This is a genomic window from Halomonas maura (assembly GCF_030409305.1).
Lineage (GTDB): Bacteria > Pseudomonadota > Gammaproteobacteria > Pseudomonadales > Halomonadaceae > Halomonas > Halomonas maura.
In genome coordinates, this window is sequence record NZ_JAUFPQ010000025.1 from 1 (window position 1) to 24,315 (window position 24,315).

Annotated in this window: 24 protein-coding genes; 8 read left to right on the forward strand and 16 right to left on the reverse strand. The window is 69.5% G+C overall.

Features of this window, described 5'->3' with window-relative positions; all coding sequences use genetic code 11:
* Positions 1–567: 567 nt before the first annotated feature.
* Entirely contained in the window at positions 568–1,512 is a 945-nt protein-coding gene (locus tag QWY76_RS17060; protein WP_290312544.1) for a 2-dehydropantoate 2-reductase, read from the forward strand.
* A gap of 110 nt (positions 1,513–1,622) precedes the next feature.
* Here the strand turns inward: QWY76_RS17060 and QWY76_RS17065 are convergent, their stop codons facing one another.
* On the reverse strand, positions 1,623–2,744 hold the full coding sequence (locus QWY76_RS17065) for a CapA family protein (protein ID WP_290312545.1): 1,122 nt from the start codon (positions 2,742–2,744) through the stop codon (positions 1,623–1,625).
* A gap of 11 nt (positions 2,745–2,755) precedes the next feature.
* Positions 2,756–3,193 carry a nucleoside deaminase gene (locus QWY76_RS17070; protein ID WP_290312546.1) on the reverse strand — a complete coding sequence of 146 codons (438 nt, stop codon included), beginning with the start codon at positions 3,191–3,193 and terminating at the stop codon, positions 2,756–2,758.
* A gap of 198 nt (positions 3,194–3,391) precedes the next feature.
* On the opposite strand from QWY76_RS17070, the gene QWY76_RS17075 reads away from it, so the two are divergent.
* Positions 3,392–4,513: a histone deacetylase family protein gene (locus QWY76_RS17075; protein ID WP_290312547.1), complete on the forward strand. Its 1,122-nt coding sequence runs from the start codon at positions 3,392–3,394 to the stop codon at positions 4,511–4,513.
* A 28-nt stretch (positions 4,514–4,541) separates the two neighbouring features.
* Here the strand turns inward: QWY76_RS17075 and QWY76_RS17080 are convergent, their stop codons facing one another.
* Positions 4,542–5,300, reverse strand: a complete 759-nt coding sequence (locus QWY76_RS17080; RefSeq protein ID WP_290312548.1) for a VIT1/CCC1 transporter family protein — start codon at positions 5,298–5,300, stop codon at positions 4,542–4,544.
* A 211-nt stretch (positions 5,301–5,511) separates the two neighbouring features.
* Between QWY76_RS17080 and QWY76_RS17085 the strand changes: the two genes are divergently transcribed.
* Positions 5,512–6,102, forward strand: coding sequence for an NADPH-dependent FMN reductase (locus QWY76_RS17085; protein ID WP_290312549.1), 591 nt, complete (start codon positions 5,512–5,514; stop codon positions 6,100–6,102).
* A gap of 38 nt (positions 6,103–6,140) precedes the next feature.
* On the opposite strand, the gene QWY76_RS17090 is transcribed toward QWY76_RS17085, so the two are convergent.
* Entirely contained in the window at positions 6,141–6,437 is a 297-nt protein-coding gene (locus QWY76_RS17090; protein ID WP_290312550.1) for a DUF2798 domain-containing protein, read from the reverse strand.
* 139 nt (positions 6,438–6,576) lie between these two features.
* Between QWY76_RS17090 and QWY76_RS17095 the strand changes: the two genes are divergently transcribed.
* On the forward strand, positions 6,577–7,503 hold the full coding sequence (locus tag QWY76_RS17095) for a LysR family transcriptional regulator (protein ID WP_290312551.1): 927 nt from the start codon (positions 6,577–6,579) through the stop codon (positions 7,501–7,503).
* Here the strand turns inward: QWY76_RS17095 and QWY76_RS17100 are convergent.
* Complete coding sequence (locus tag QWY76_RS17100; protein ID WP_290312552.1) at positions 7,500–7,913, reverse strand: MAPEG family protein; 414 nt, start codon at positions 7,911–7,913, stop codon at positions 7,500–7,502. The two genes, QWY76_RS17095 and QWY76_RS17100, sit on opposite strands and share 4 nt — an antisense overlap.
* Positions 7,914–8,153: 240 nt before the next feature.
* Between QWY76_RS17100 and QWY76_RS17105 the strand changes: the two genes are divergently transcribed.
* Entirely contained in the window at positions 8,154–9,254 is a 1,101-nt protein-coding gene (locus QWY76_RS17105; RefSeq protein ID WP_290312553.1) for a mandelate racemase/muconate lactonizing enzyme family protein, read from the forward strand.
* A gap of 13 nt (positions 9,255–9,267) precedes the next feature.
* Here QWY76_RS17105 and QWY76_RS17110 read toward each other — a convergent pair whose 3' ends face one another.
* The 4 genes from QWY76_RS17110 to dkgB all read right to left on the reverse strand — a co-directional run bounded on the left by QWY76_RS17110 (position 9,268) and on the right by dkgB (position 13,018).
* Complete coding sequence (locus tag QWY76_RS17110) at positions 9,268–9,636, reverse strand: thiol-disulfide oxidoreductase DCC family protein (RefSeq protein ID WP_290312554.1); 369 nt, start codon at positions 9,634–9,636, stop codon at positions 9,268–9,270.
* A gap of 109 nt (positions 9,637–9,745) precedes the next feature.
* Positions 9,746–11,095: a selenium-binding protein SBP56-related protein gene (locus tag QWY76_RS17115; protein WP_290312556.1), complete on the reverse strand. Its 1,350-nt coding sequence runs from the start codon at positions 11,093–11,095 to the stop codon at positions 9,746–9,748.
* A gap of 368 nt (positions 11,096–11,463) precedes the next feature.
* On the reverse strand, positions 11,464–12,063 hold the full coding sequence (locus QWY76_RS17120; protein WP_290312558.1) for an O-methyltransferase: 600 nt from the start codon (positions 12,061–12,063) through the stop codon (positions 11,464–11,466).
* Between the two features lie 136 nt (positions 12,064–12,199).
* Positions 12,200–13,018, reverse strand: coding sequence for a 2,5-didehydrogluconate reductase DkgB (gene dkgB, locus QWY76_RS17125; RefSeq protein ID WP_290312560.1), 819 nt, complete (start codon positions 13,016–13,018; stop codon positions 12,200–12,202).
* Positions 13,019–13,234: 216 nt separating this feature from the next.
* Between dkgB and QWY76_RS17130 the strand changes: the two genes are divergently transcribed.
* The gene (locus QWY76_RS17130) at positions 13,235–14,962 is read left to right on the forward strand and encodes a M14 family metallopeptidase (protein WP_290312562.1); all 1,728 of its coding nucleotides are present in this window, start codon (positions 13,235–13,237) and stop codon (positions 14,960–14,962) included.
* A gap of 17 nt (positions 14,963–14,979) precedes the next feature.
* Here QWY76_RS17130 and rloA3 read toward each other — a convergent pair whose 3' ends face one another.
* Positions 14,980–15,546, reverse strand: coding sequence for a retropepsin-like aspartic peptidase RloA3 (gene rloA3, locus QWY76_RS17135; protein ID WP_290312564.1), 567 nt, complete (start codon positions 15,544–15,546; stop codon positions 14,980–14,982).
* Between the two features lie 106 nt (positions 15,547–15,652).
* Positions 15,653–17,665: a CocE/NonD family hydrolase gene (locus tag QWY76_RS17140; protein ID WP_290312567.1), complete on the reverse strand. Its 2,013-nt coding sequence runs from the start codon at positions 17,663–17,665 to the stop codon at positions 15,653–15,655.
* 110 nt (positions 17,666–17,775) lie between these two features.
* Between QWY76_RS17140 and QWY76_RS17145 the strand changes: the two genes are divergently transcribed.
* Positions 17,776–19,809 carry a CocE/NonD family hydrolase gene (locus QWY76_RS17145; RefSeq protein ID WP_290312569.1) on the forward strand — a complete coding sequence of 678 codons (2,034 nt, stop codon included), beginning with the start codon at positions 17,776–17,778 and terminating at the stop codon, positions 19,807–19,809.
* Between the two features lie 2 nt (positions 19,810–19,811).
* On the opposite strand, the gene QWY76_RS17150 is transcribed toward QWY76_RS17145, so the two are convergent.
* Complete coding sequence (locus QWY76_RS17150) at positions 19,812–20,837, reverse strand: D-alanine--D-alanine ligase family protein (protein WP_290312572.1); 1,026 nt, start codon at positions 20,835–20,837, stop codon at positions 19,812–19,814.
* Between the two features lie 208 nt (positions 20,838–21,045).
* On the opposite strand from QWY76_RS17150, the gene QWY76_RS17155 reads away from it, so the two are divergent.
* A complete protein-coding gene (locus QWY76_RS17155; protein ID WP_290312574.1) occupies positions 21,046–22,017 on the forward strand; it encodes a zinc metalloprotease HtpX in 972 nt (323 codons plus the stop codon).
* Between the two features lie 45 nt (positions 22,018–22,062).
* Here the strand turns inward: QWY76_RS17155 and QWY76_RS17160 are convergent, their stop codons facing one another.
* The 4 genes from QWY76_RS17160 to QWY76_RS17175 all read right to left on the reverse strand — a co-directional run bounded on the left by QWY76_RS17160 (position 22,063) and on the right by QWY76_RS17175 (position 24,021).
* A complete protein-coding gene (locus QWY76_RS17160) occupies positions 22,063–22,347 on the reverse strand; it encodes a YrhK family protein (protein WP_290312576.1) in 285 nt (94 codons plus the stop codon).
* 136 nt (positions 22,348–22,483) lie between these two features.
* Complete coding sequence (locus tag QWY76_RS17165) at positions 22,484–22,807, reverse strand: hypothetical protein (RefSeq protein ID WP_290312578.1); 324 nt, start codon at positions 22,805–22,807, stop codon at positions 22,484–22,486.
* A 108-nt stretch (positions 22,808–22,915) separates the two neighbouring features.
* Positions 22,916–23,302, reverse strand: coding sequence for a tautomerase family protein (locus QWY76_RS17170; RefSeq protein WP_290312581.1), 387 nt, complete (start codon positions 23,300–23,302; stop codon positions 22,916–22,918).
* Between the two features lie 239 nt (positions 23,303–23,541).
* On the reverse strand, positions 23,542–24,021 hold the full coding sequence (locus tag QWY76_RS17175; protein WP_290312583.1) for an MAPEG family protein: 480 nt from the start codon (positions 24,019–24,021) through the stop codon (positions 23,542–23,544).
* Positions 24,022–24,315 lie beyond the last annotated feature (294 nt).

Sequence of the window (24,315 nt, forward strand, 5' to 3'; positions counted from 1 at the left end):
GGGTCGCACCTCCAATTGTCCGGGTAGGTTCCGGATGAACAACCTACCGAGAGATCACACCTAGGTGTCCCGTCCGAGGTTGCCGGCAGCAGGACCAGACCGCCCAGCAGGCGCAGTTGCCGTCCTTCGACGGCCCCGCGGCTACCGGCCGTACTCGCGCGCCACCCGCGCCACCCTCACCCGGTAGCGCGAATACCCGGCCTCACGCCCCAGCCGCTCGCCTCGCGATGGTCCACCCGGGCCTTCCCGCGGCGAATCGCCGCGAGATCCGCCCCGTACGAGACCGTGATGCCCAGCCCCTCGCGGGCCGACTCCACGCCCAGAACGCTCGGCGGCCAGGGCGAGCATGCGCGCCGCCGTCTGCGCATCGCCGGTCTCGACGTCACTGCGCACAGACGTGAAGATCCCCCTGGTGGGGCGGTGTCGGGGTCTCGGCGATCATGGGGCGCTGGACCCGCCCCGATCGAACGCCAGCCCCCCGGCCCGGGCAAGCCGGCGGTCGCCCGAGCGGCGACGCCAGGCTATGCTCCATGACCGGAAGCCCAGCAGCAAGCAGAGAGGATGCCGATGAGATTCGCGATCATGGGAAGCGGCGGCGTGGGGGGCTACTTCGGTGCTCGCCTGGCCGAGGCCGGCGAGGATGTCACCTTCATCGCCCGCGGCGAGCACCTGACGGCGATCCGCCGCGACGGCCTGCGGGTCGTCAGCATCAAGGGGGATGTCGCCATCACCCCGGCCAGCGCCACCGATGACCCGGCCGAGATCGGCGTGGTCGACGTGGTGCTGCTGGCGGTCAAGGCCTGGCAGGTGCCGACCGCCGCCGAGGCCATCCGCCCCCTGGTCGGTCCGGATACCCTGGTGCTGCCCATGGAGAACGGGGTGGAGGCCGCCGACACCCTCAGCGAGGTGCTCGGCGAGACGGCGGTCCTGGATGGCCTGTGCGGCATCCTCGCCTGGCGCGAGGCACCGGGGCTGATCCGCCATGCCGGGGTCGACCCCTTCGTGCGCTTCGGGACCCGCCTGCCCGCCCAGCGGGCCGGCGCCGAGCGTCTCAAGGCCGCCTTCGACCGCACCATCGGCGTCAGTGCCGAGATGCCCGAGGACATCGAGGTGGCGGTATGGAGCAAGTTCCTGTTCATCTGTGCCATGAGCGGCATCGGCGCCATCACCCGTGCCCCGCTGGGGGTGACCCGCCAGTTGCCGGAGACCCGCGGGCTGATCGAGCAGATCCTCGCCGAGATCGAGGCGGTGGCCCGGGCCCGTGGCGTGGCCCTGCCGGCGGATGCCGTGGCGCGGGCCCTGGCCTTCATCGACGAGCTGCCGGCCCAGAGCACCGCCTCCATGCAGCGCGACATCATGGAGGGGCGCCCCTCGGAGCTGGAGGCCCAGAACGGTGCCGTGGTGCGCCTGGGCCGGGCCGCCGGGGTGGCGACTCCGGTCAATGCGATGATCCATGCCGCCCTGCTGCCCCAGGAGAACTCCGCCCGTGGCGCCAAGGCCGAGACCTGGTAGGCGGCGTCGACGGCGGGCCACCAGTGCCCCGGCGAGGTCCGAGGCCCACTGGACCGTCTGGCACGGCCCGCCACTCGCCGCTTGTGCGAGTCAGGCGCCTCGCTCGCCGCTCACTCGCCGTTCCCCGGCCAGTCCAGTATCAGCCGCTCCCGCTGGTCGAGCCGAACCCGGGTGCCCAGGGGGCGGCTTTGCCGGTCGAGCATCCGGCACAACCAGCGCGTCGCCTCCTCGTCGGCCCGCTCGAGGCGGAAGCGACGCCGCCGCATGGGCACCATGGTCAACGATTGCAGCCGACCATCGGCATGATGCAGCACCGGAAAATACAGCAGCACCAGCTCGCCCCGGTAGCTCTCGTGCCCGCCGATGCCCTCATAGTCGTTGATCAGGTCACCGCAGCCGTAGAGGATGAGCTTGCCATGGTGGACCTCGATGCCCAGGGGATGGTGGGAGGAGTGCCCCCACACCAGGTCCACGCCGGCGTCGTCGATCAGCCGCTGGGCGAAGGCGCGGTGCTGGGCCGGGAGGTCATACCCCCAGTTGCCGCCCCAGTGCAGGGAAACGACGGCCAGTTCGCCCGGCGCACGCCGCCGGATCCGGCGGGCGACCTCGCGAACGCCGGCATCGCCCGGACGGCGCAGCAGGTCGATCCCGGGCCGTGAGGAAGTGGCCTCCCAGCGCTCCGGCACGCCACTGTTCGGCAGGCCCAGGGACAGCAGGCGCACCCGCCCACCTGGCGTCGACAGGCAGAGTGGCGCCGTGGCCTCGTCGCGCTCCCGCCCGGCACCGACATGCCGCAGGCCCGCCGCCTCCAGGACCTCGAGGGTTTCCAGCAGGCCGGCCTCTCCCCAGTCCAGCACGTGGTTGTTGGCCAGGGCGCAGGCATCCACGCCCGCCGCCGCCAGTACCGGCAGGTTATCGGGGTGCATGCGGTAGTGGATGCCCTTGGGCTCGGCGGCCTCGCTGGTGGTGACCGCGGTCTCCAGGTTGATCAACCGCAGGTCCGGGGCATGTTCGGCCACTTCCGCCAGGGCATCGCCCCACACATAGGCGAAGTCGACCGGATAGGGGATGGGCCCATGGGCCGTCTCGGCCAGGCGCACATAGCCCTCGGCCGAGTCCATGTAGCCTTCGTAGAGTCGGGGATCGCCGGGGTGGGGCAGGATCTGATCGATGCCGCGCCCGGTCATCACATCACCGGTCAGCCACAGGCTGAGGTCGGAGGAGGTCGCCATTCCGTTGTCTCCTACTCGCCGATATCCTCGTGCCACAGCTCTGGGGAGGTGGCGATGAAGCGCTCCATCAACGCGATGCACTCCGGATCCTGCAGCACCTCGACCTCGACGCCGCGCTCCCGCAGCAGGGCCTCCTCACCCAGGAAGGTGCGGTTCTCGCCGATCACCACCCGGGGAATGCCGTAGAGCAGGATGGCGCCCGTGCACATCGCGCAGGGCGAGAGCGTGGTGTAGAGGGTCGAGTCGCGATAGATCGCCGCCGGCTGGCGGCCGGCGTTGTCCAGGGCATCCATCTCGCCGTGCAGCACCGCACTGCCCAGTTGCACGCGGCGATTGTGGCCGCTGCCGAGGATCACTCCCTGGTGCACCAGGACGGACCCGATCGGAATCCCTCCCTCGGCGAGGCCGTTGCGCGCCTCGTTCAGGGCGGCCCTCATGAAGTGTTCCATGTCACGCTCTCCGTTGCGTTGGCTTGCGAATCAGCCTACGCCGGCCACCCCGGGTCGACCAGTCCCATCCGACCTCACCTCGTCAACGCCACGGCCGATCCGAGGCGTTGCCGATGGGGAAGCTGCCGACCGATAGGGGCTATGCTGAAGACTGGATGACACCCAGTGATCTACCGCCATGCTCCCGGGAGCCTGACCGTGGCCGACCAGAACAGAGTCATCGCCTTCTACGATGAACGCATGCTGTTGCATCAGCCGAGTATCGATGTTCCCTTTCTACCCAACCGCATGGATCGCCGTATCCGCCAGCTGCTCGCCGGGCTCTCCATCCCCTGGAAATACCCCGAGCACCCCGCACGCCTCACGGCGATCCGCCAGCTGCTTGAGAGGGAGCCCATACCCGGCCTGGTCTTCGAGGCGGGCCGGGAGGCCTCCCATGAGCAACTCGCCAGGGTGCACACGACCTCCTTCCTGCGCGACATCTTCAGCCTGGAGGGAGCCAATAGCTGGCTCGACGTGGACACCACCGCCGTCTCGCCGGGCAGCATCGAGGCGGCCCGAGTGGCGGCGGGCACGGCCATCGCCGCCGTCGAAGCGGTGGTCGAAGGACGCGCCGAGAGCGCCTTCGCCCTGGTGAGGCCGCCGGGTCACCATGCCGAGCCGGTGCGCGCCCGGGGCTTCTGCCTGTTCAACAACGTGGCGGTAGCGGCCGCCCACGCCCAGGCAGCGCTGGGCTGCGAGCGGGTGTTGATCGTCGACTGGGATGCCCATCACGGCAACGGCACCCAGGAGATCTTCTGGGCCTCCCCGGACGTGATGCTGTTCGATATCCACCGGGCCGCCCCCTTCTATCCGGGGTCGGGCCGGCTCGAGGAGACCGGTGCGGGCCTCGGCGAGGGCACCACCGTGAACGTGCCGGTACCCGGCGGCACCGGTGACGAGGCCTACCTGACGGCCTTCCGCGAGATCCTGGCACCGGCGGCGGACTGGTTCCAACCCGATCTGATCCTGGTCTCGGCAGGGTTCGACGCCCATTGGCAGGACCTCGCCCTGAATGTTTCCTACGACGGGTTCGGGGCCATGACCGGCCTCCTCCAGGCGCTGGCGCGCCGCCACTGCGAGGGGCGCCTGGCCCTCGTGCTGGAAGGCGGCTACAACCTTGAAGCGGTGTCGCGGGGAGCCCACAGCGTGCTCTCCGTGCTCGCCGGCATCCCCCCTGCCGAACCCGGCAGCCGAGGCCTCTCCGAGGTGCAGGCCGCAGCGGCATTTCATCGCGAAGCGTTCGTCGACCCCGACGCCAATGGCGATGCCTCCCGATGAGGCAGGCAGGGCGGCATCGCGCGTCGGCTCACAGCGCCACGCCGAACCAGGTCTGCGCCAGATAGCCGGTGAGGAACGCCAGGCTGGCCGCCGCGCCCCCCATCAGCAGCGTACGCAGCCCCGACTGCCAAACCGGCCGCTGGTAGACCAGGCTCTTGAGCATGCCGATCAGCAGGAACATGAAGGCGGCGATCGCCAGGCTGGCCAGGAACCGGTGCAGGGGCTCCAGGCCCGGGAGCGCATAGGGCAGCAGGGGCATGGCGCCCACCACCAGGAAGGCCAGGAAGGTCACCAGCGCCGAGCGCCACGGGCTCAGCGCGACGCGCTGCAGGCCATGCTCCTCGGTGAGCATGGTCTCCACCCACACCTCCCGGTCGCGGCTGATGGTTTCCACCACCTGCTGCAGGATCTCTCCCTCGAAGCCCTTGCGGGCATAGATCTGGCGGATCTCCTCCCGTTCGCCCTCGGGCACCAGGTCGATATGTTCGCGTTCGCGCTCCCGGGCGCGCTCCACGCCCTCGCGCTGCGCCTGGACCGCCTCGTAGTTGCTGATCGCCATGCTGAAGCCGTCGGCCAGCAGGTTGGCGAAACCCAGCACCAGGGCGACACGGGCCGAGAAGCCCGCACCGAAGGCTCCCGAGACCACCGCGAAGGTGGTCACGCAACCGTCGATGGCCCCCAGGATGGCATCCGGCGTGCTCTGGGCAGGGGCCGGTGCCTCGAGTCGACGGCGGATCGCCTCGGGATCGTGGTGTTCCCTCAGCGCCTGCTGCTTGCTGCGCTTCATGGTGTCTTCCTCCGTCACGCGGACCCTGCCCGCTGCTTGCAGCGTCGTCAGCGGCGTTTCGCCTGTCCAGCCCGCCGACAGGGGACAGCGCATGCAAGCCTGGCCCGCCTCGCTGAGTCTGCGCCTCGCGTCGACTTCCCTCGACGCTTGAGCCGGGGCGCCGAAACCCGCAAGATCGAGACCACCCAAGGGCAAGCGAGGAGGGCCACCCATGACCGAGCGGACATCACCCCGCATCCTGGTCTTCGCCGGCAGCAGCCGGGAAGCCTCGTTCAACAAGCGCCTGGCGCGGCTCGCCACCGAGCGCCTCGAGGCGCTCGGCGGCAGGCCGACCTTCGTCGACCTGAACGACTACCCGATGCCGCTGTATAACGGCGACCTGGAGACCGCCGAGGGCCTGCCCGAGATGGCCGTGGCCCTGCGCGGGGTGCTCGCCGAGCACCAGGGGCTGATGATCGCCTCCCCGGAATACAACGGCTTCATCACCCCGCTGCTCAAGAACACCATCGACTGGCTCACCCGCCCCCATGAGGGCGAGAGCGGCCTGGCATTGTTCCAGGGACGCCTCGCCGCGGTGGTCTCCGCCTCGCCGGGCGGACTCGGCGGCATCCGCAGCCTGGCGCTGATTCGCCAGCTGCTCGGCAATATCGGCGTCACGGTGCTGCCGGACCAGCTCGCCGTGGCCCGGGCAAGCGATGCCTTCGGCGAGGATGGCCGGCTGGCGAGCGATGCCCATCGCGACAAGCTGGACGCCATCTGCCGGCGGCTGGTGGAGGACCTGCAGCGCCTGCATGGCCGCTGAATCCCGCCTGGCCCATGGCGGGCCGCCTACCGGGCCCGCTAGCGCTCCCGCCCGTCGGCGACCGTCCAGGCCACCAGCCGGACCACCAGCGGCCTGACCAGCAGCACCCCGGCGAAGGCCACCGGCATGGCCCGCACATAGGCCCGGCCCACGGTCGCCAGGTAGTCGGGGCCCAGCCCCCCGGTCACCGCCGTGATCACCAGGCTCATCAACAGCGTCATCAGCGCCGACATGTAGAAGGCGAAGACCACCGGCGCCATCCGCCGCGGCAGCCCGCCGCGGCGCCTGCCCGTGTCGCGGGACGCCGTCTCCTGGCGTCGGGTCGTCGTTGTCATGGCATGACTCCTCGTTGTCCGTCCGGTTGCGAGACAGCCACAGCCTAGCGCCCGGGGAGGATCGCCTGTAGACAGCGACGGCTTGGTTCACTATCAATGTTTATTTACGAATCTGCCGCGAGATTACTCGAGATTCCCAATGGATACCCTGCGCGCCATCGAAAGCTTCGTGAAGGCCGTGGAGGCCGGCAGCATCGCCGCCGGCGCCAAGCGGCTGGGCATCAGCCCGGCCGCGGCCAGTCAGGGCATCGCCCGGCTGGAGGCCTCGCTGGGGGTGCGGCTATTGACGCGCACCACGCGGAGCATGTCGCTGACCGACAGCGGCGCGCTCTACTACCAGCGCGTCAGGCACATCGCCCGGGACATCGAGCGCGCCCATGACGCCATCTCCTCGCTGCAGGCGGAGCCGCGCGGCCGCCTGCGGGTCGCCTCCACCGCCGCCTTCGGCCGGCATGTCCTGGCGCCGCTGATGCCGGCCTTTAATGCCCGCTTCCGCCACCTCGCCCTGGAGATCCTCACCACCGACCGCAGCGTCGACCATATCCAGGAGGACCTGGACGTCAGCATCCGCTTCACGCCCCAGCTGGAGGACGGCCTGGTGGCCCGACGCATCGCCTCCCTGCCCTTCCTGTTCTGCGCCTCGCCGACCTACCTGGCGAAGGCGGGGCATCCCCAGACGCCGGAGGAGCTCCGCCACCATGACTGCCTGGCGTTCCGCTTCCCGCGGGATGGCCGCTTCTTGAGCTGGGGCTTCATTCGCGACGGAAGGCGCTTCGAGGCGGACATCAGGGCCGCCATGATCAGCGACGACATCGACGTGCTGACCCAGATGGCCCTCTCGGGCGGTGGCATCACCCGCCTGGCCGACTTCATCGCCCAGCCCCATATCGACCAGGGCCGCCTGGTGCCGCTGTTCGAGGAACCCGGCAGCGATGGGGTCCACGCCGTGTCGGAGCCCATGGATATCTATCTGTGCGTCAGGGATCGCCACGAGTTCACGCCCAAGGTGAAGGTCTTCATGGATTACCTGGTCGAGCAGATGCCGCCCCGCTGGCGGCCGCGCTAGACGATCGCGTTGCTCGCGCCCTGGCTCGCCGCCCGCCAGACGATGTAGAGGCAGGCGGCCATGCCCGCCGCATAGACGCCGGAGCGCCACCAGGCGAGATTGGCCGCATAGAGCAACGGATGCAGCAGGCGGCAGGCCAGGAACAGCCACGCCGCCCCGTCGAGGTCCGCGAGGTCCAGCCCGCTGCCGACGGCGATGACGCAGACCGCGGCAAACGCCGCCAGCGACTCCCAGGCATTGGCCTGGGCGGCGTTGACCCGGGCGCCCACGCCCGTGAGGCGCGCCTGCTGGGCCCGCGGATGGTGGTTATCGAGTCGCCCGCACTGGCGCACGCGATACAGGGCACCGACCCAGGCCAGCAGGATCGGCAGCAGCGAGACGACGAACAGCACATACAGGATGAGGGGCATGGGGCCTTCCCCGGCAGGTGGATCGAATAGCGTGGTCCCGCTCAGCGCAGCCCTCGCCGGCGCGCGGCGAGTGCCGCACACGGCGCGATGCCCGACCGCCATGGCCCACTGGGCCCGACCGGCAGGCGCGCCACACCGTCGCGCGGCCAGGCCCCCCATCGCCGTCCGACAGGGCCAGGGCCGGCAACACCCATTACGCTAACAGTACACCGGCCCTTCGACACGATGCAGGAGACGGCCATGCGGATCATCGGCCTGGCGGCCTATCGGGGAGAGCTGCACTACGACGGCGCGGCCTATGCCTTCGCCGGCGGGCGCAGCTACCAGCAATTCACCAGCACCGTGGTGGTGCTGCGCACCGATACCGGCCTCGAGGGCTACGGCGAGGTCTGCCCCTGTGGCCCCAGCTACATGCCCGCCTTCGCCGGCGGCGTCCCCGCCTGCCTGGAGGAGCTGGCCCCCCACATACTCGGCGAGGACCCGCGCCATACCGCGCGGCTGACCCAGCGAATGGATCGGGCCCTCGAAGGCCACGCCTACGCCAAGGCGGCGATCGACATCGCCTGCTGGGACCTGCTGGGCAAAGCGGCAGGCCTGCCGGTGCACGTGCTGCTGGGCGGCCGCTTCCATGACCGCATGCCGCTGCACCGCATCGTCCCCCTGGCGGCCCCGCCGGCCATGCCCGGGCTGCTGCAGGGCTATCGCGACGAGGGCTACCGGCATTTCCAGATCAAGCTGGGCCATGCCGTGGCGGACGATATCGCGCTGCTGCGCGGCCTGGCCAGCACCTTCCGGCCCGGGGAAGTCTGGGTCGGCGACGTCAACGGCGCCTGGCGGGGCGACGAGGCCGCCCGCGTCTCCCGGGCGCTGTCCTCGCTGGATCTCTTCCTGGAACAGCCCTGCGCCTCCTACGCGGAATGCCTGTCCTTCCGGCGCCGGGCCCACCACCCCGTCAAGCTGGACGAGTGCCTGCGGGACCTCGAGGACGTGCAGCGCGCGCTGCGCGACGACGCCATGGATGCCATGGCCCTGAAGGTCAGCAAGTTCGGCGGCCTGACCCGCTCACGGGTGATCCGCGACCTGTGCGTGGCGGCGGGCATCCCGCTGACCATCGAGGACGCCTGGGGCAGCGGCATCGCCACGGCCGCCTATGCCCAGCTGGCGGCCAGCACGCCGGCCCCCTGCCTGCTCAACACCACCGACCTGCACCGCTACAACACGACCCAGCTGGCCCACGGCGCCCCGGACGTCGAGCGCGGCACCATGACGGTCGGCGACCGCCCCGGGCTGGGCGTCGAACCGGACTACCGGCAGCTGCAGGGCCCCTTCCTGGAGGTCTGACTCCCGCCGCCCCTCAGTCCAGCCGGCCCTCCCGAGCCAGGCGACGCCGCACCCAGTGGCGATAGCCCCGGGCCAGCAGGGGCTTCACGCCCGGCAGGCCGATCAGCCAGGCCAGGGGCCTGAGCACGGGCACGCGGCGCATCAGCAGGATATAGGCGTCCAGGCCGTCACACAGCCGTCCGCGCTCATCCTCGACATACAGGGAGCGCAGGGCGTCGCGCGGATCGATGCCCCGCTCGCGCAGGTGGGCCTCGTGGCTGGTGACGTCGACCCACACCACGCCGGGTGCCCCGCCGGCCAGCCGCTCGTAGCGGCGCCGCTCGCGCCGGCAGATGGGACAGACGGCGTCGTAGTAGACCTTCACGGTGGGCTGGTCGGTCATGATCTCCTCTCGGAATGAGGGCTCAAGAGCGAGCCTGGAGACTGGCAGGCAGCTGCCATCGCCGCCCGGACCAGGGGCGAGACAGCGGGGCTGCCTCGCCCGTCAGGCCTCAGTGGTGCCCGGCCTCGATGGGCACACCGGGATCGAACAGGACCATATGGGGCCCCGCCGGCCCGCTGTTGCCCTCCCGGGACACCTGGGTGAAGTCGGCCCAGGCGCCGCCATCCCCCGTGACATGCGACAGCCCGCCCTGGCCATCCACCTCGAGCAGGTAGATGCCGTAGGCGTCGTTACGCGGGCCGAACTCGGGATCGGCGTCCAGGGTGCTGAGCACCGAGTTGGTGACATACAGCCGCGCGTCATCCGGACTCAGGCGCATCATGCAGGGATGCGGCACCGCGGCCTCACCCACCAGGGCGGGCGAATAGGGGTCGCGGATATCGTACTGCTGAACGTTGTCGCTGAACCAGTTGGCGATGAACAGGTAACGATCATCAGAGGAGATCGTCATGTCGCAGGGCAATCCCAGGCCGCTCAGCACCTGGTGAAAATCCAGGTGCCCGTTGGCATCCTCGTCTTCCCACAGCCAGACGCCGCCACCGGTGCCGATGGTGTAGCCGTAGCGCGAGTCCGGTGCGTGGAACCAGTCGGCCTCCGTGGCGCCCGCTCCCTCGCCCAGGCTCACCACTTGGATGACCGCCTCCTCGTCCAGGTTCCAGACGGCGACGCTGTCGCCGTTGGGGGCGTAGGGTTTCGCCAGCACGTCGTCCGGGTAGCCCCAGGTGGTGGTCACCAGGCGATTGAGGGCCGGCTTCATGGCGATATCGTACATGTACTCCGGGCCGCCCTCATTGGGCGCTCGCTCAGGCCCCGGCCCAAAGTGTCGCCGGAATGCTGCGGTCTCGTCGTCGATCAGCACCAGGCCCCCGGGGCCGCTGCTGGGAGTGTCGGCGCCGAGCATCGACACCAGGGCCACGCCTCCCTCGAGGGGCGTGACCGTATGCGGGGCGACATAGCCACTCTCCCCACGCAGCCCGTCCTCCTGGCGGACTAGGGTGGGATCGCGGGGATCCTCGGCAACGTCGAAAACATAGAAGCGGTCGGAGAACAGGCCCGGGATCAGCAGCCGCTCTTGATCCAACGAGTAGCCCCAATGGTGGACGTTGTCGCCCACCTCGGGCAGTGAGCGGACCTCGATGATCTTCCCGTAGGTCGTCGGCTGTTCGGGATCGGCGCCCACCAGGGTGAGCATGTCCGGATGCTTCCCCTCGCTGGCGTCGGTGGCCACTACATAGAGGAAGGTTTCTCGCGGGACGCTCGCCTCATCCTCGTCGGCCAGCACAGCGCCACTCGCCAGGGCGCTCAGGGCCAGCGTGGCGGCCCAGCCGACGACGGTTGTGCCACCCACCCGCTTGGCCAGCATCTCGCGGCTCGGGCCGTTGGCGGTGTCGGGTTCCATGGTGAACCTCACTTGCTACCGGGTCCATGCGTCCAGGCTCGGGGTCGCGTGCTGGCGGCCGACAAGGCAATCGTGAGGCGCAGAGGCACCCAGTCAGCGGGTTGTTGAGATGGTTCCGTGCTCGCCCTGGCCACCGGGCAGACAGCACCAGGACCATGAGGGCGAACCCCGGGCACTTCCCCGTCAGGAGAAGCCCCCTCACTGTCACCCTAGGCACCGGCCATCGCCCTGGCCAGTCCATGGAGCAGCACGTGGCGGGCGATACCCGTGGGATGGCCGGAGTGCAACCAGGCGAGGCGAGGATGGGACCGCGAGGGCAGACGTCGCCCGCACAATGGAGATATAGCCACGCCGGAGCCTTGCCGCCGTCAGGGCGAGGCGGCGCGGGTGGCCAGGAACTCGCCCTTGCCCACCGGGACCAGGCTGGTACTGAAGGCCGGATCGTCCTCCACCAGATCGAGGAAGGGCGCCACTTCCTCGGCGTGGGAGGTGGCGTTGTCCATCACCAGCAGCCCGCCCGGGCACAGCACGCGCCGCAGCATCGGCCACCAGTCCGGATAACGGCCCCGGTCGGCGTCGAGGAAGATCAGGTCCAGCGAGGCCTCTTCCTGGCGCTCCAGCACCTTCTCGGCATCGGCATGCAGTGACTCGACCACCCCGTCCACGCCCGCGGCGGCGAAGTTCTCCCCGGCCTTCACCCACTTGTCGGTGGCCCATTCCACGGTGGTCACCTGACCGCCCGTGGCCATCGCCGCCTCGGCGAGCCACAGGGTGGAGTAGCCATTGGAGGTGCCGACCTCCAGGATCCGCCGGGCGCCGGTGGCCCGGACCAGCACGCCAAGAAACTCGCCGGTGTCCGGCGTGATATTGAGCATTCGCTCGCGGCCGTCGCTGACGGCCCGGTCGTTGGCCGCGCCGAAGGCCTCGAGCTCGGCCTTCACCGCCGACACGGGTCGGGTTTCATGCATTGCCTGCTCCCCTGGCAATCCGGAGGGTGGAAGTAGATGGGCTGCTGCCTACTCAGGACAATCGAGACCTGCCCGGTGTTCCCGGCGATGCCGCTGGGCGTGGCCGAGCACGCGGCCCGGCCACGCCGGTCCGCCCTCAGGCGGGGTCCCAGCGGGGCGCGAAGTCCGGATCGGCGATCCGCTCGTCACGGTCCAGGGCATCGATTCGCCGCCTCTCCGCGTCGCTCAGCGCCAGCGTCATGGCCTCGAGGTTGGCCCGCTGGTGATGGGGCCTGGTGGACGAGGGGATCACCACGATGTCACGCGACGCGACCCAGGCCAGGGCGACCTGGGCCGGCGTCACGCCATGCTTCTCGGCGATCTCCTGAAGGGTCGCGTCCTCCATCACGCGGCCCACCGCCAGCGGCATGTAGCCGGTCACCTGCAGGCCCCGGGCCTGGCAGTGCTCGACCACCCGGCGATTGGCGAGGAAGGGATGCACCTCGATCTGGTTGGTGACCAGTTGCTCGCCGCCGGGCAGCGCCAGGGCGGCGTCGATCTGGCCGGTGGTGAAGTTGGAGACGCCGATATGCCGCGTCAACCCCAGCGTCCGAGCCTCGGCGAGGGCGGCCAGGTACTCCGCCATCGGCACCTCGTCCCCGGGGGACGGCCAGTGGATCAGCGCCAGGTCGACACGCTCGACGCCGAGCCGCTCGAGGCTCTCGCGCAGGCTGGCGATCAGGTCGTCGCGGCGCAGGCGATCGGTCCACACCTTGGTGGTGAGAAAGAGCTCCTCGCGGGCCAGGCCACTCTCGCGGATGGCCTGGCCGACCTCGGCCTCGTTGCCGTACGCCTGGGCGGTATCGATATGGCGATAGCCCACGGCCAGGGCGCTCTTCACGGCCTCGACCGCGTCGCGGCCCTCGAGGCGAAAGGTCCCGAAGCCGATGGCGGGCAGCAGGGGGGAAGTGGTCATCTCGACTCCTTGTGAGCGAGGCGGCAGCCGGGTACCGCCTGTCCATGAACGGGTGCATCGCCATGCTAAGCCAGCCCTGCGCCGAGAAAAACCATAGCGATCTCGTCACATTGCCCTGGGCCGATCGCCCTCGACGCCGCGCACGCGAGCGCGCGCTCCCCCCCGTCGCCGGCTTGGTGCATACTCAGGTAAGTAGTCACTCACCGAGGTGCCGGCATGCCAAAGGCCCACCAGCATCGCCGCTATCGCCATGAGTACCTGAGCCACAAGGCGCTCGGCCGCCAGCTCGAGGCCTGGGCCGAGGCCCACCCCGAGCTCGCCCACCTGCGCAGCATCGGCACGACGCCGCAGGGCCGCGAGATCTGGGTGCTGACCATCGGTCCGGAGCCCGACCGCCGGCGCCCCGGGGTCTGGGTGGATGGCAACATGCACGGCACCGAACTGGCCGGCTCCAGCGTCGCCCTGGCCATCGCCGAGGCCGCCCTCACCCTGCACCTCGAACCCGAGGCGCTGGCCGGCGATTGGCCCGATCCCCAGCGCCAGGCCCTGCGCGAGGTGCTGTTCTACATCTGCCCCCGGGTCTCGCCCGACGGGGCCGAGCAGGTGCTGTCCCAGGGCGGCTTCGTGCGCTCGGTGCCGCGACGCCACCCCGACAGCCCCGAGCGACCCCGCTGGTATGCCCAGGATCTGGATGGCGACGGCCGTTGCCGCTACCTGCGCCAGGCCGATCCGGCCGGCGACTTCGTGGCCTCGCCCCGCTACCCCGGGCTGATGCTGCCGCGCCGAGTGGACGATGCGCCGCCCTACTGGCGGCTCTATCCCGAGGGCGCCATCGAGCACTGGGATGGCCAGACGATTCCCGAACCGGACTGGCTGGCCGACACCCCCGACTTCAACCGCCAGTTTCCCTGGGCCTGGCAACCGGAGCCCGAGCAGGAAGGCGCCGGCCAGCAGCCCGGTGCCGAGCCGGAGACCCAGGCCGTCATCGACTTCGCCCTGCGCCACCCCAACCTCTATGCCTGGCTGAACCTGCACACCTTCGGCGGGGTCTTCATCCGCCCCCTCTCCCACGCCCCGGACAGCCGCATGGCCACGGCCGACCTGGCGCTCTATCGCCAGCTCGCCGACTGGGGCGAGGCGCGGGTCGGCTACCCCACGGTGAGCAGCTTCGAGGAGTTCTGCTACGAGCCCGAGACCCCGCTGCACGGCGACCTGATCGATTTCGCCTACCACCAGCGGGGCTGCGTGGCGATCGTCTGCGAGCTCTGGGACCTGTTCCGCCGCCTCGAGCGGCCCGCCCCGGCGCGTTTCATCGACCACTACACGAGCCTCGACCGCGAGGCGCTGGAGGGGCTGGCCCGCTGGGACCTCCGCGAGAACCGGCGGCGACTGTTCGGCGACTGGCGGCCCCTGGTGCACCCCCAGCTGGGGCAGGTGGAGGTCGGCGGCCTGGACCCGGTCTGCGGGCTCTGGAATCCGCCCCCCGAGGCGCTGCCCGGGCTCTGCGACGCCCTGGTCGCCTACTGGCTGCGGGTCGCCGCCATGCTGCCGCGGCTAGTCATCGAGGACCTGACCCTGACCCGGCTGGGGCCCCGTCAGCACCTGCTGGAACTGACGGCCGCCAATCACGGCTACCTGCCGACCCAGGGCGTGCAGGCGGCGCGTGAGCGGCCCTGGAACGGCGGCGTGGCGGCCTGGGCGAGCCCGCTGGGCTGCCGCCTGCACGCCTCCTGCCAGGCTCGCCAGGAACTGGGCCACCTCGACGGCTGGGGGCGCGGCCACGGCGATGCCGCGCATATGCCCTGGTTCCAGCGCTCCCGGGGCAACAGCCATCAGGCCCGGGCGCGCTGGCTGATCGAGGGGGAGGGAGAGGTGACGGTGCGCGTCGAGAGCCCACGGCTGGGTGGCATCAAGCGCCGGCTGCCGATCGAGATCGCCCGCTAGCCGGCCGGCCTCCCAGTCTAGATGCCGATGTCCTCGTCGTACTCCTTGTCGGCGTGTTCCTGGAGCGGCGAGTCCTCGTCGCACTCGGGCGAGTGGGTGAAGGTCTCGGTGACGTCGAGCAGTCCCAGGTCCTGGATGGCGCGCCGTCCCAGCAACACCGGGTAGTTCATGTCGTCGCGGTCCTCGAGGCTGAACTGCTCCTGGTAGCGGGTATCCCCCATGCAGATCGTCATCAGCACCGCCGGGCGACGATCCTTGCCACCGGCGCCGCTGAGGATCAGCCGGCGGTGAATCTCGCGCTCGTATTGCCTGGCCACCACCTCGCCGGTGGCCTCGTCCTCGACCTCGACCTCGAAGCGCACCCAGTCCTCGCCGTCGCGCTTGAACTCCTCGATGTGCTCGGCCTGCATGGAGGACGTCAGCGCGCCGCTGTCGAGCTTGGCCTTCAGTTCCACGCCCCAGGGCTCGATGGTGGTCTTCTCGACCCAGCCAAACACCTCGGGCTCGTCGTCGGCGGCGGCGGTGCCGCTCAGCAGGCAGGCCCCCAGCAGGGGAATCAGTGCGTGACGCAGGGCGGTCTTCATTCCGGCTCCTCGGATAACGCTGATGGATGGACACATGGTGAACAGGGCCCCGCATGGGCGCACCGCCTGCATGGACAGCCGGCGGGCCGGCGGGTTCCCCGTGGCATCAGATACTGTCACGCGGGATGGATTCGTTCCATGTGCGCGAGAATACCCGTTCGCCCCCCTCGTAGGCATCCAGGATGGCGTTGAGGTGGAAGTGGGTGGCGGTGGTCGACAACAGCGTCCGGGTGGCCGTGTCCACGCGCCAGTCGCCCCGCGCGAAATGCCGGCTGTTGACCACCTCGCCGCTGACCGTGGTGTAGTCGTCGTTGGCGTAGGCATAGCGCTCGGTGACGTCGTAGCCGAGCGTCAGGTCCAGATCGTCGAGGCGCCAGCAGCCGTCGTTGTCGATGACCCTCAGGATGGCCTCGTTGGTGGCCAGGTTAAACAGCACCGTCCACTCGCGATGGGCCGGCACCAGTAGGGTGGTGGCCGGCCCCGCTGCCATGCGCGGCGCCCCGAGCTCGGGCAGGGCGGCATCCTCCTCGCTCGGCGGACGCGACGGCAGCAGCAGCCGGCAGCCCCGGGGATGGAGCGTCAGCGTCGCCGGCAGCGGCGAGGGCCAGGCCAGCGGCCAGTACGAGGACGACACCGCCACGCGGATGCGATTGCCCACCGGGAAGGCCTGGGCGACATGGTTGAGGCGCACGCGGACGCGGCAGGTCTCGCCGGGCGTCAGCGGCTCGGGGCGGCCGTGGCCATGGCGATGGCTGAGGTTGAGCAGCCCGTAGGTCACCAGGGTGACGGTGCCGTCGGGGCCGATATCGGACAGCCGCACGGCGACCATCGCCTGGGGCCGGTCCGCCGAGAGCGCGAGCTCGACGACGGGCTGGCCGAGGATCTCCACGGCCTGCGTCAGCGGGGCGGTATCGAAACACAGCGAGCCGCCATCCTCCAGGCGCTGGTCGGTGGGCAGGTCGGTGCTCTCCGAATAGCTGCACCACTTGCCGGCGAACAGCCCCACGCTCAGCGGGCTGCGGATCGACAGCGGCGACGCCTCGGGCCGCCCCGCGCCCTCGCCCACCAGGCCCGCGGCCGACAGGCCATACGCCAGGGTGTGCAGGCGGTCGCTCGGCCACCGGGTCTCGGCCACCCAGCGCCCGGGGCGGTCGTCGCTGATCGGCGAGACGCTGTCCTGCATCCAGGCCCGCAGCAACGGCTCCCGGTCCACGCCGTTGTCGATCCCCTTCAGCCAGCGATCCCACCAGCGCAGGCATTCGCCGAGGAAGTCGATGGACGGTCCCGGCCCGCCCAGATGGGGGTACTTGTGCCCCCAGGGGCCCACCATGCCCTTGCGCGGGACCGACAGGTGCTGCAATAGCCGGAACACGGTGTTGCAGTAGCCGTCGGCCCAGCCGCTGACCGCGAACACCGGGCAACGGATCGCCGAGAAGTCCTCGCAGACCGAGGCGTGACGCCAGTAGCCGTCGCGCCGCTGGTGCTCCAGCCAGCTCTTCAGCCAGAGCCCGCTGCCCTCGAGGCGCTGGAACCACAGCTCGCGCCAGCGATCGCCGACGATGGCCGGGTCCGGGGGACAGGCATTGTAGGAGAACATCACCGAGGCCCAGGACAGGTTGTCCGTCAGCAGGCAGCCGCCCATGTAGTGCACGTCGTCGGTGTAGCGATCATCGGAGGAGCACACCGAGATCACGGCCTTCAGCTCGGGGGGCTGCAGGGCGGCGATCTGCAGGCCGTTGAAGCCGCCCCAGGAGATGCCCATCATGCCCACCTCGCCGCTGCACCAGGGCTGGGCGGCGATCCAGCGGATCGCCTCGACCCCATCGTCGAGCTCGCGGGGCAGGTACTCGTCGTGGAGCACGCCGTCGGAATCGCCGCTGCCGCGCAGGTCGACCCGCACGCCGGCATAGCCGTGCCGGGCGAAGTAGCCGTGCACCTGGCTGTCGCGGCTGGCCCGGCAGTCCCGCTTGCGGTAGGGAATGTATTCGAGGATCGCCGGCACCGGCGCCTGCTCGGCCCCCTCGGGCAACCAGAGCTTGGCGGCCAGGTGGCAACCGTCCGACATGGCAATCCAGGTATTCTCGATCACCGTCACCCCGCGCTCATGACCGTTCGCCATCTCGCCGCCCCCCGTCCCGACGCCTCCGGGCCCGCCGCGAAGGCGGCCCGGCATCGTATATGCTTCAGGATACACCGCCGCCCGCGGTGCTTGCCGCCGAGGTGAGTGCCATGAAGATCGTCGAGAATTTTCCCCGCGACGTCAGCGTCATCGAGAACGTCTGGATCCCCATGAGCGACGGGATCCGCCTGGCGGCGCGCATCTGGCGGCCCACCGACGCGGAACAGGACCCCGTGCCGGCCATCCTCGAATACATGCCCTACCGCAAGCGCGATTTCACTCGCCTGCGCGACGAGCCCCTGCACCGTTATTTCGCCGGCCATGGCTACGCCTGTATCCGCCTCGACCTGCGCGGCAGCGGCGATTCCGACGGCGTGCTCTACGACGAGTACCTGCCCCAGGAACTCGATGATGCCGTCGAGGCCATCGACTGGCTGGTCGCCCAGACCTGGTGCAACGGCCGAGTCGGCATGATGGGCATCTCCTGGGGCGGCTTCAACGCCCTGCAGGTGGCGGCCCTGCGCCCCGCGCCGCTCAAGGCCATCATCACCATGTGCTCCACCGACGACCGCTACCGGGACGACGTGCATTACCAGGGCGGCTGCCTGCTCAACGAGAACCTCGGCTGGGGGTCGGTGCTGCTGTCCTGCGCCACGACGCCCCCGGACCCGGACATCGCGGGGGCCGACTGGCGGGCGAAGTGGCGGCAGCGCATCGACCAGGCGCCCTTCTATCCCCTGGTGTGGATGCGTCATCCCCATCGTGACGCCTACTGGCAGCACGGCTCGGTGTGCGAGGACTTCGCGGCCGTGACCTGTCCGGTGTTCGCCGTGGGCGGCTGGGCCGACGGCTACGTGAACGCCATCCCGCGGCTGCTGGCCGGACTGAGGGTGCCGCGCAAGGGCCTGATCGGCCCCTGGTCCCACGCCTTTCCCCACGCCGCCCTGCCCGGTCCGGCCATCGGCTTCTTCCAGGAGGCGCTGCGCTGGTGGGATCACTGGCTGAAGGGGCTGCAGACCGGCGTCATGGACGAGCCCATGCTGCGGGTGTGGATGGAGGAATACGTGCCCCCCGCGCCGATGTACGCCGAGCGTCCCGGGCGCTGGGTGGCGGAGGAGTCCTGGCCCTCGCCGCGGATCGGGGAAAAGACGCTCTACCTGAACGTGCTGTCGCTGGGCGAGCGCCCCGACGGCGAGGACCGCATGCGCCTGGCGTCGCCGCAGACCACCGGGCTGACCGCCGGCGACTGGTACGGCTTCGGTTCGGAGGGCGAGGCGCCGATCGACCAGCGTGAGGACGACGGCAAGTCGCTGGTGTTCGACGCCGACCCTCTCGAGGAGCGCCTGGAGGTGCTCGGCGCCCCCAGCGTCTCGCTGGCCCTGGCGGTCGATCGTCCCGTGGCCTTCGTCATCGTGCGCCTCAACGATGTGGCGCCCGATGGGGCCTCCGCCCGGGTCAGCTACGGCATTCTCAACCTGGCCCAGCGCGACGGCCCCGCGAGCCCGAGTCCCATGACGCCGGGCCGACGCTATCGGGTCGCGCTCCAGCTCAACGACATCGCCTATGCCTTCGCCCCCGGCCACACCCTCCGGCTGGCGATCTCGACCAGCTACTGGCCGGTGATCTGGCCGGCCCCGGAGCCCGTCAACCTGACCCTCTACACCGGCGCCAGCCGGCTGTCGCTGCCGGTGCGCCCGCCGCGGCCCGAGGACGATCGGCTGCGGCCCTTCGAGCCGCCGGAACGCGCCCCCATGCCGGAGATGACCACCCTGACGGTGGCCCCCTTCCGCCGGCTGGTGGAGCGCGACCTGACGACCGGCCTGTCGACCTACCGGATCTCGACCACCGGAGGGGACTTCGGCGACGCCGCCGTGGCCCGCATCGAGGACATCGACCTGACGGTCGGCTACACCATCTCCAAGACCTACCGGATCCATGACTACGCGCCGGGATCGGCCGAGGCGACGGTCGAGCAGATCACCACCCATCGCCGCGGACCCTGGTCCACCCGCCTGGAGTGCCGAACCCAGCTGACCGCAACGCCCCACGGCTTTCGCATTCGCGGCCTGCTGAAGGCCTACGAGGGCAGCGACCTCTTCGCCCGCCGGGACTGGGACGAGGAGATCCGCCGTGACCTGCTGTGAGGTCAGGCGCCGGCGTCGAGGCCCTGGCGCGAGACCGCGGCCTCGAGGATCAGCCGCAGCAACTCGTGGTAGGGATGGCCCGCCCACTCGGCCATCAGCGCCAGCTTGCCGTCCCAGTACCAGGTGGGGTTGGTGTTGACGTCGAGCAGCCGCGGCTGGCCATCTTCGCCCTCGCGGAAATCGAAGCGAGCGTAGTCGCGCAGGCCCAGACGCCGGAACAGGGTCACCGAGTAGTCCACCAGTTGGCTCCACTTGACGTCATCGATCCGGGCCCGGCGGAAGCGGAGCCTTGCCCAGTAGGGCGAGTCCGGGTCCGCCTTGGAGCCGTAGGTGAGGATCGGCGGCAGCCGAGGGTCCAGTGCCGTGTAGTCGATCTCCAGGGGCGGCAGGACCGTGAAGCCGGTCGCGGGGTTGCCGACCAGCCCGAGCGTATACTCCGGGCCGGTGAGGAAGTCCTGGATCAGGGCATCGGCGACGCCGGGCTGCGTGGCCAGCCAGCGCAGGTAGGCCTCCGCCTCCCCTGGCTCCTGCACCACGCAATCCCGGGTGATGCCGAAGCTGCCGCCGCTGCTGTTGGGCTTGATCAGGCAGGGATAGAGGCTGGGCAGGACCAGCGGGGCGGCGGCCAGGTCGACGTAGGTCTCGTTGGGCACGGGGATCCCCTGCCCCGCCGCCAGCATCCGGACCAGGGCCTTGTCGGTGGTCAGGCTGATGCTCATGGGATCGGCCCCGGTATAGGGAATGCCCAGGATCTCCAGCAGGGCCGGGATATCACGCTCCAGTTCCCAGTGGTTGCGAAAGCCGGTATCGCAGAGGTTCAGCGCCAGGTCGTAAGGCGCGCCACGCAGGTCGTCGATCAGCGCGGCATGATGGTCGAGGTAGCGGAACTGGTAGCCCTCGAGCTGCGAGAGCGCCGTGTGCAGGTGCTCGACCGCCGCCCGTTCCTCGTCGCCGAAACGTCCGCCGACGGCATAGGCATACGGCAGCCGGGGGTCACCCAGCACCACGGCCACTGTCAGGTCTCCCATGGGTCCTCCGTCGCGGCGCGCCGGCCGGGCACCGCCCGGCATGGCAAGCGATAGCCGAAGTATAGCTCGTCGGGGCGAGCCCCGAGATCCGCGCGAGAGGCGGCCGGCGATGACCCGCCAAGCGTGAGGGACAGGGAGCGATTGCGGGACTCTCCGGTCAACATCCCTGGGAGCTAGGGTTAGGAAGCGGGCCCCGACGAGGCACACCATGACACTGCGACGCGACCGGCTGTGGCGCAACCGGCTAACCAACGCCCTGCAGACCCTGCTGATCATGGGCGGCCTGGCGCTGTCGCTTTCCGTGCCCGGCTACCTGCTCGCCGGCCCCGGGGGCGTGCTGATCTCGTTGACCGCGGTGGCATTCACCAGCCTGCTCAGCAGCTGGATGCCCGTGCGAGTGATCCTGACCGATGCGGGGGCCGGGATGCTGCGCCGCCACCAGGCCCCCGAGCTCTACGAGGTGCTCGCCCACCTCTACGCGCGCGCCGACCTGCCCATCGCCCCCCAGCTCTTCTTCGTGCCCTCCCCCGATCTCAATGCCTTCGCCGTCGGCACCTGGCGGGATGGCGGCATCGCCGTCACCGAGGGGCTGCTGCACACGCTGTCGATGCGCGAGCTGGCCGGGGTGCTGGCCCACGAGACGAGCCACCTGCGCCACGGCGATACCCGGGTGATGTCCATGGCGGCGGCCATGACCCGGCTCACCCTGTGGCTGACCGTGGTGGTACAGGTGGCCCTGCTCGCGAGCCTGCCGCTGGTTGCCGCCGGCGAGCTGGCCTTTCCCTGGGGGCCGCTGCTGCTGGTGGCCGTGGCGCCCACCCTGAGCACCCTGCTGTCGCTGGCGCTGTCCCGCAACCGCGAGTACAAAGCCGATCTGGAGGCGGTGGCCCTCACCGGCGACCCCGAGGGCCTGGCCTCGGCGCTGACCGAGCTGGAGCGCTACCACAGCCGCTGGCTGTCGACGATCTTCGGCCGCCAGCAGCAGCCCACCGGGCTCGACTGGCTGCGCACCCATCCGCCCACCGCGGAGCGTATCCAGCGGCTGTTCTCGATCGACGGGCAGCGCCACGGGCTCGACCCGCATCCCGGGCTGCAGCGCCACCACGGCCAGCGACCGAGGGTCCACCAGCGGCCCGGCGCGCTGGGCGGCCATCACTGGTTCCTGCGCCGCCGGCGCTGAGGCGCCCCGGCCAGGACAGACCACTCCGGGGCTGCGGGCAGGCGCTCAGCTCCTGCGTTCCTCCTCCTCGAGCGCTTCCACATCGCCCATCGAGGCCAGCCGGATGTCGCGCCAGGTGCGGATGGTGGGCTTGAAGGCGAACAGGGCCGAGCCGACGATGAAGCACCAGGTCGCGCCGGTCTGCAGGCTCTCGTAGAGGAACAGCACCGAGCCGACCAGGAAGGCCGCGGCCGCGCCGAAGTCGACGAGGGTATAGACCAGCTCCCAGGCCGCGTAGAGTCGCCGGGTATGGGGATTCTCCTCGCGGCGGTCCCTGTCGAATAGCCTCATGCTCTGCTCCCTTGGCGGTGGTGGTGTGCGGGACATCACGCTCATCGGCACGCGACAATGCCCCCGATGCTCGGCGGCGAGCAGGATCATGTCTACCACTTCGACGATGGAATCACCCAGCCGCGCCCCGGGAGGGTCAGAGCCGCTGGATGTCGATCACGAAGCCGATGATGGGATACCCGGCCTGGCGGGCGGCCTTCTCGGCCTCCATCTGGGCCTCGAGACGGGAGATGCTGGAGGAGTGATGCTCGAAGACGGTGTCCATCTCCAGTTGCTTGGTACGCACGGCGAGCTTGACGACATGGCCCGTCTTCATCGCCTTGGCCGGTTGGCCGGGATCCTGCGGCCGGGATGGGGCTCGCCTGGCCTGGGCGGGCCTGGCGCCGGGCGGGTCGGCATCCAGGAAAGCATTGATCTCCCGGGACATCCGCTCTTCAAAATCAGCGAGTTCTTCGCTCATATCGCTCCTGCTACTGGGATCGGTAAAATCAAGGAAGTGTGCCATAAGCCGCGGCTGGCAGCCATCGACACAGAGTGACACCCTGTTGGTGTCGAGTTGTCAGTCATATTAGACACTGACTGAATACTTCAGATCGCGCGCCTCGTCTCCGGTCATGCCGCGAAAGCCCCAGCAATGAGCTGGCTGTTCCTTGAGAGTCACTTCCACATCCACCGGTGCAATACCGACTTCCGACTCGATCTTGCTGAACAACTCTTTTATCAGCGCCTTCTGAGTCTCCGCAGAGCGCCCCTGCATCATATTGATCTCGATGACCGTATAGGCGGGCGATCTACCTCCGGGGTAGTAGAAGTCCTCGGCATCCAGAGGAATAACGCGATGCGCCCTCTTGTCTTCCGGCATGCCCAGGACTGACTGCATGCAACCGTGGATGACCTCGGAGAGCTGTGCCTTGACCGGATTCAGGTACTCCTTGATTCCATAAATGACAATCACGATGCCTCCTGCAATGTGAATGTGTCACGGCCGGTGTCAGCGACCGCAAGTGCCTTTGACAGCCAACGGCTGGACAAGTTGCCACGTTACCCTGCTCAACCATGTTGCAGGATGTTAAAAAGATGGCCGGATGGCTCACGAACATGGCATCCCCGCATGCCTCAGGGATACTCAGCGCTCCCGACGGCGGCTCCAGGCCACAGGGCGTGACCGGTCTGACCGACGGCACGCCTAGCAGGTTACCGCCCCAGCACTCGCACCAGCGTGTAGACCACCATGACGAGCACCGACAACGAGCTAACCGTCCAGAGAGTCGCCCGGATATCGTGCACCTGTGCCGTGACGTAGGCAACAAAATGTGCGGCTCGCGCGATGACGTAGGTCCATAGCAGGATGTGCGCCAACAGCAGCGGCGGCTCCGCCAGCACAAACAGCAGGCCGGCGACCAGGAAAGCAGGAATACTCTCCAGGTCATTCAGGTTCAAGCGCCGCGAACGCTCGACGTACTCGTTCGGTTCCAGTTGCGCCGGATCAGGCGTCGGGTTGATGGGGCTGCGTTTCACATCCTCCGGGCTACGAAAGCCGGCCCGCACCTTCATCATCCGAAAGACCGTCATCCATGGCTGAAGGAGGAGCTTCAACAGCATCAGCGACGCCGCGAGCGCATAGGCGACGAAGACCGGATTCTCCCGGCTTAGGGTTAAAGCCACTTCGTCCATTTGGGTTCACCATGGTGAATGAATGAAGGTACCCACGCGGTGCCGGCCGCCCCGTTGAACAGCGGTGGCGCAGGCCCTACGACTCGCGGCCCTTCACCGCGAGTTGCTGCGCCTCGTTGGCCGAGGACCTCCATGTACCCGCTGGGCTTCATACGCCCGACATCCTCTCGGATGTTCGACTTCAAGGCGCTCCTGGAATCCGGGAGCATGGCGTGGTCACGCCCCCTGGGATCACCCCACTCGATGCCCACATGGCCGGCTGCTCTCCCTCCGCCACCTGTTCGCCAGCAGGGC

Excerpts from the sequence above, each read along its gene's own strand:
- QWY76_RS17060 (WP_290312544.1), top strand. The coding sequence starts at position 568 with ATGAGATTCGCGATCATGGGAAGCGGCGGCGTGGGGGGCTACTTCGGT.
- QWY76_RS17065 (WP_290312545.1), bottom strand. The coding sequence starts at position 2,744 with ATGGCGACCTCCTCCGACCTCAGCCTGTGGCTGACCGGTGATGTGATG.
- QWY76_RS17070 (WP_290312546.1), bottom strand. The coding sequence starts at position 3,193 with ATGGAACACTTCATGAGGGCCGCCCTGAACGAGGCGCGCAACGGCCTC.
- QWY76_RS17080 (WP_290312548.1), bottom strand. The coding sequence starts at position 5,300 with ATGAAGCGCAGCAAGCAGCAGGCGCTGAGGGAACACCACGATCCCGAG.
- QWY76_RS17085 (WP_290312549.1), top strand. The coding sequence starts at position 5,512 with ATGACCGAGCGGACATCACCCCGCATCCTGGTCTTCGCCGGCAGCAGC.
- QWY76_RS17090 (WP_290312550.1), bottom strand. The coding sequence starts at position 6,437 with ATGACAACGACGACCCGACGCCAGGAGACGGCGTCCCGCGACACGGGC.
- QWY76_RS17095 (WP_290312551.1), top strand. The coding sequence starts at position 6,577 with ATGGATACCCTGCGCGCCATCGAAAGCTTCGTGAAGGCCGTGGAGGCC.
- QWY76_RS17100 (WP_290312552.1), bottom strand. The coding sequence starts at position 7,913 with ATGCCCCTCATCCTGTATGTGCTGTTCGTCGTCTCGCTGCTGCCGATC.
- QWY76_RS17105 (WP_290312553.1), top strand. The coding sequence starts at position 8,154 with ATGCGGATCATCGGCCTGGCGGCCTATCGGGGAGAGCTGCACTACGAC.
- QWY76_RS17110 (WP_290312554.1), bottom strand. The coding sequence starts at position 9,636 with ATGACCGACCAGCCCACCGTGAAGGTCTACTACGACGCCGTCTGTCCC.
- QWY76_RS17115 (WP_290312556.1), bottom strand. The coding sequence starts at position 11,095 with ATGGAACCCGACACCGCCAACGGCCCGAGCCGCGAGATGCTGGCCAAG.
- QWY76_RS17120 (WP_290312558.1), bottom strand. The coding sequence starts at position 12,063 with ATGCATGAAACCCGACCCGTGTCGGCGGTGAAGGCCGAGCTCGAGGCC.
- dkgB (WP_290312560.1), bottom strand. The coding sequence starts at position 13,018 with ATGACCACTTCCCCCCTGCTGCCCGCCATCGGCTTCGGGACCTTTCGC.
- QWY76_RS17130 (WP_290312562.1), top strand. The coding sequence starts at position 13,235 with ATGCCAAAGGCCCACCAGCATCGCCGCTATCGCCATGAGTACCTGAGC.
- rloA3 (WP_290312564.1), bottom strand. The coding sequence starts at position 15,546 with ATGAAGACCGCCCTGCGTCACGCACTGATTCCCCTGCTGGGGGCCTGC.
- QWY76_RS17140 (WP_290312567.1), bottom strand. The coding sequence starts at position 17,665 with ATGGCGAACGGTCATGAGCGCGGGGTGACGGTGATCGAGAATACCTGG.
- QWY76_RS17145 (WP_290312569.1), top strand. The coding sequence starts at position 17,776 with ATGAAGATCGTCGAGAATTTTCCCCGCGACGTCAGCGTCATCGAGAAC.
- QWY76_RS17150 (WP_290312572.1), bottom strand. The coding sequence starts at position 20,837 with ATGGGAGACCTGACAGTGGCCGTGGTGCTGGGTGACCCCCGGCTGCCG.
- QWY76_RS17155 (WP_290312574.1), top strand. The coding sequence starts at position 21,046 with ATGACACTGCGACGCGACCGGCTGTGGCGCAACCGGCTAACCAACGCC.
- QWY76_RS17160 (WP_290312576.1), bottom strand. The coding sequence starts at position 22,347 with ATGAGGCTATTCGACAGGGACCGCCGCGAGGAGAATCCCCATACCCGG.
- QWY76_RS17165 (WP_290312578.1), bottom strand. The coding sequence starts at position 22,807 with ATGAGCGAAGAACTCGCTGATTTTGAAGAGCGGATGTCCCGGGAGATC.
- QWY76_RS17175 (WP_290312583.1), bottom strand. The coding sequence starts at position 24,021 with ATGGACGAAGTGGCTTTAACCCTAAGCCGGGAGAATCCGGTCTTCGTC.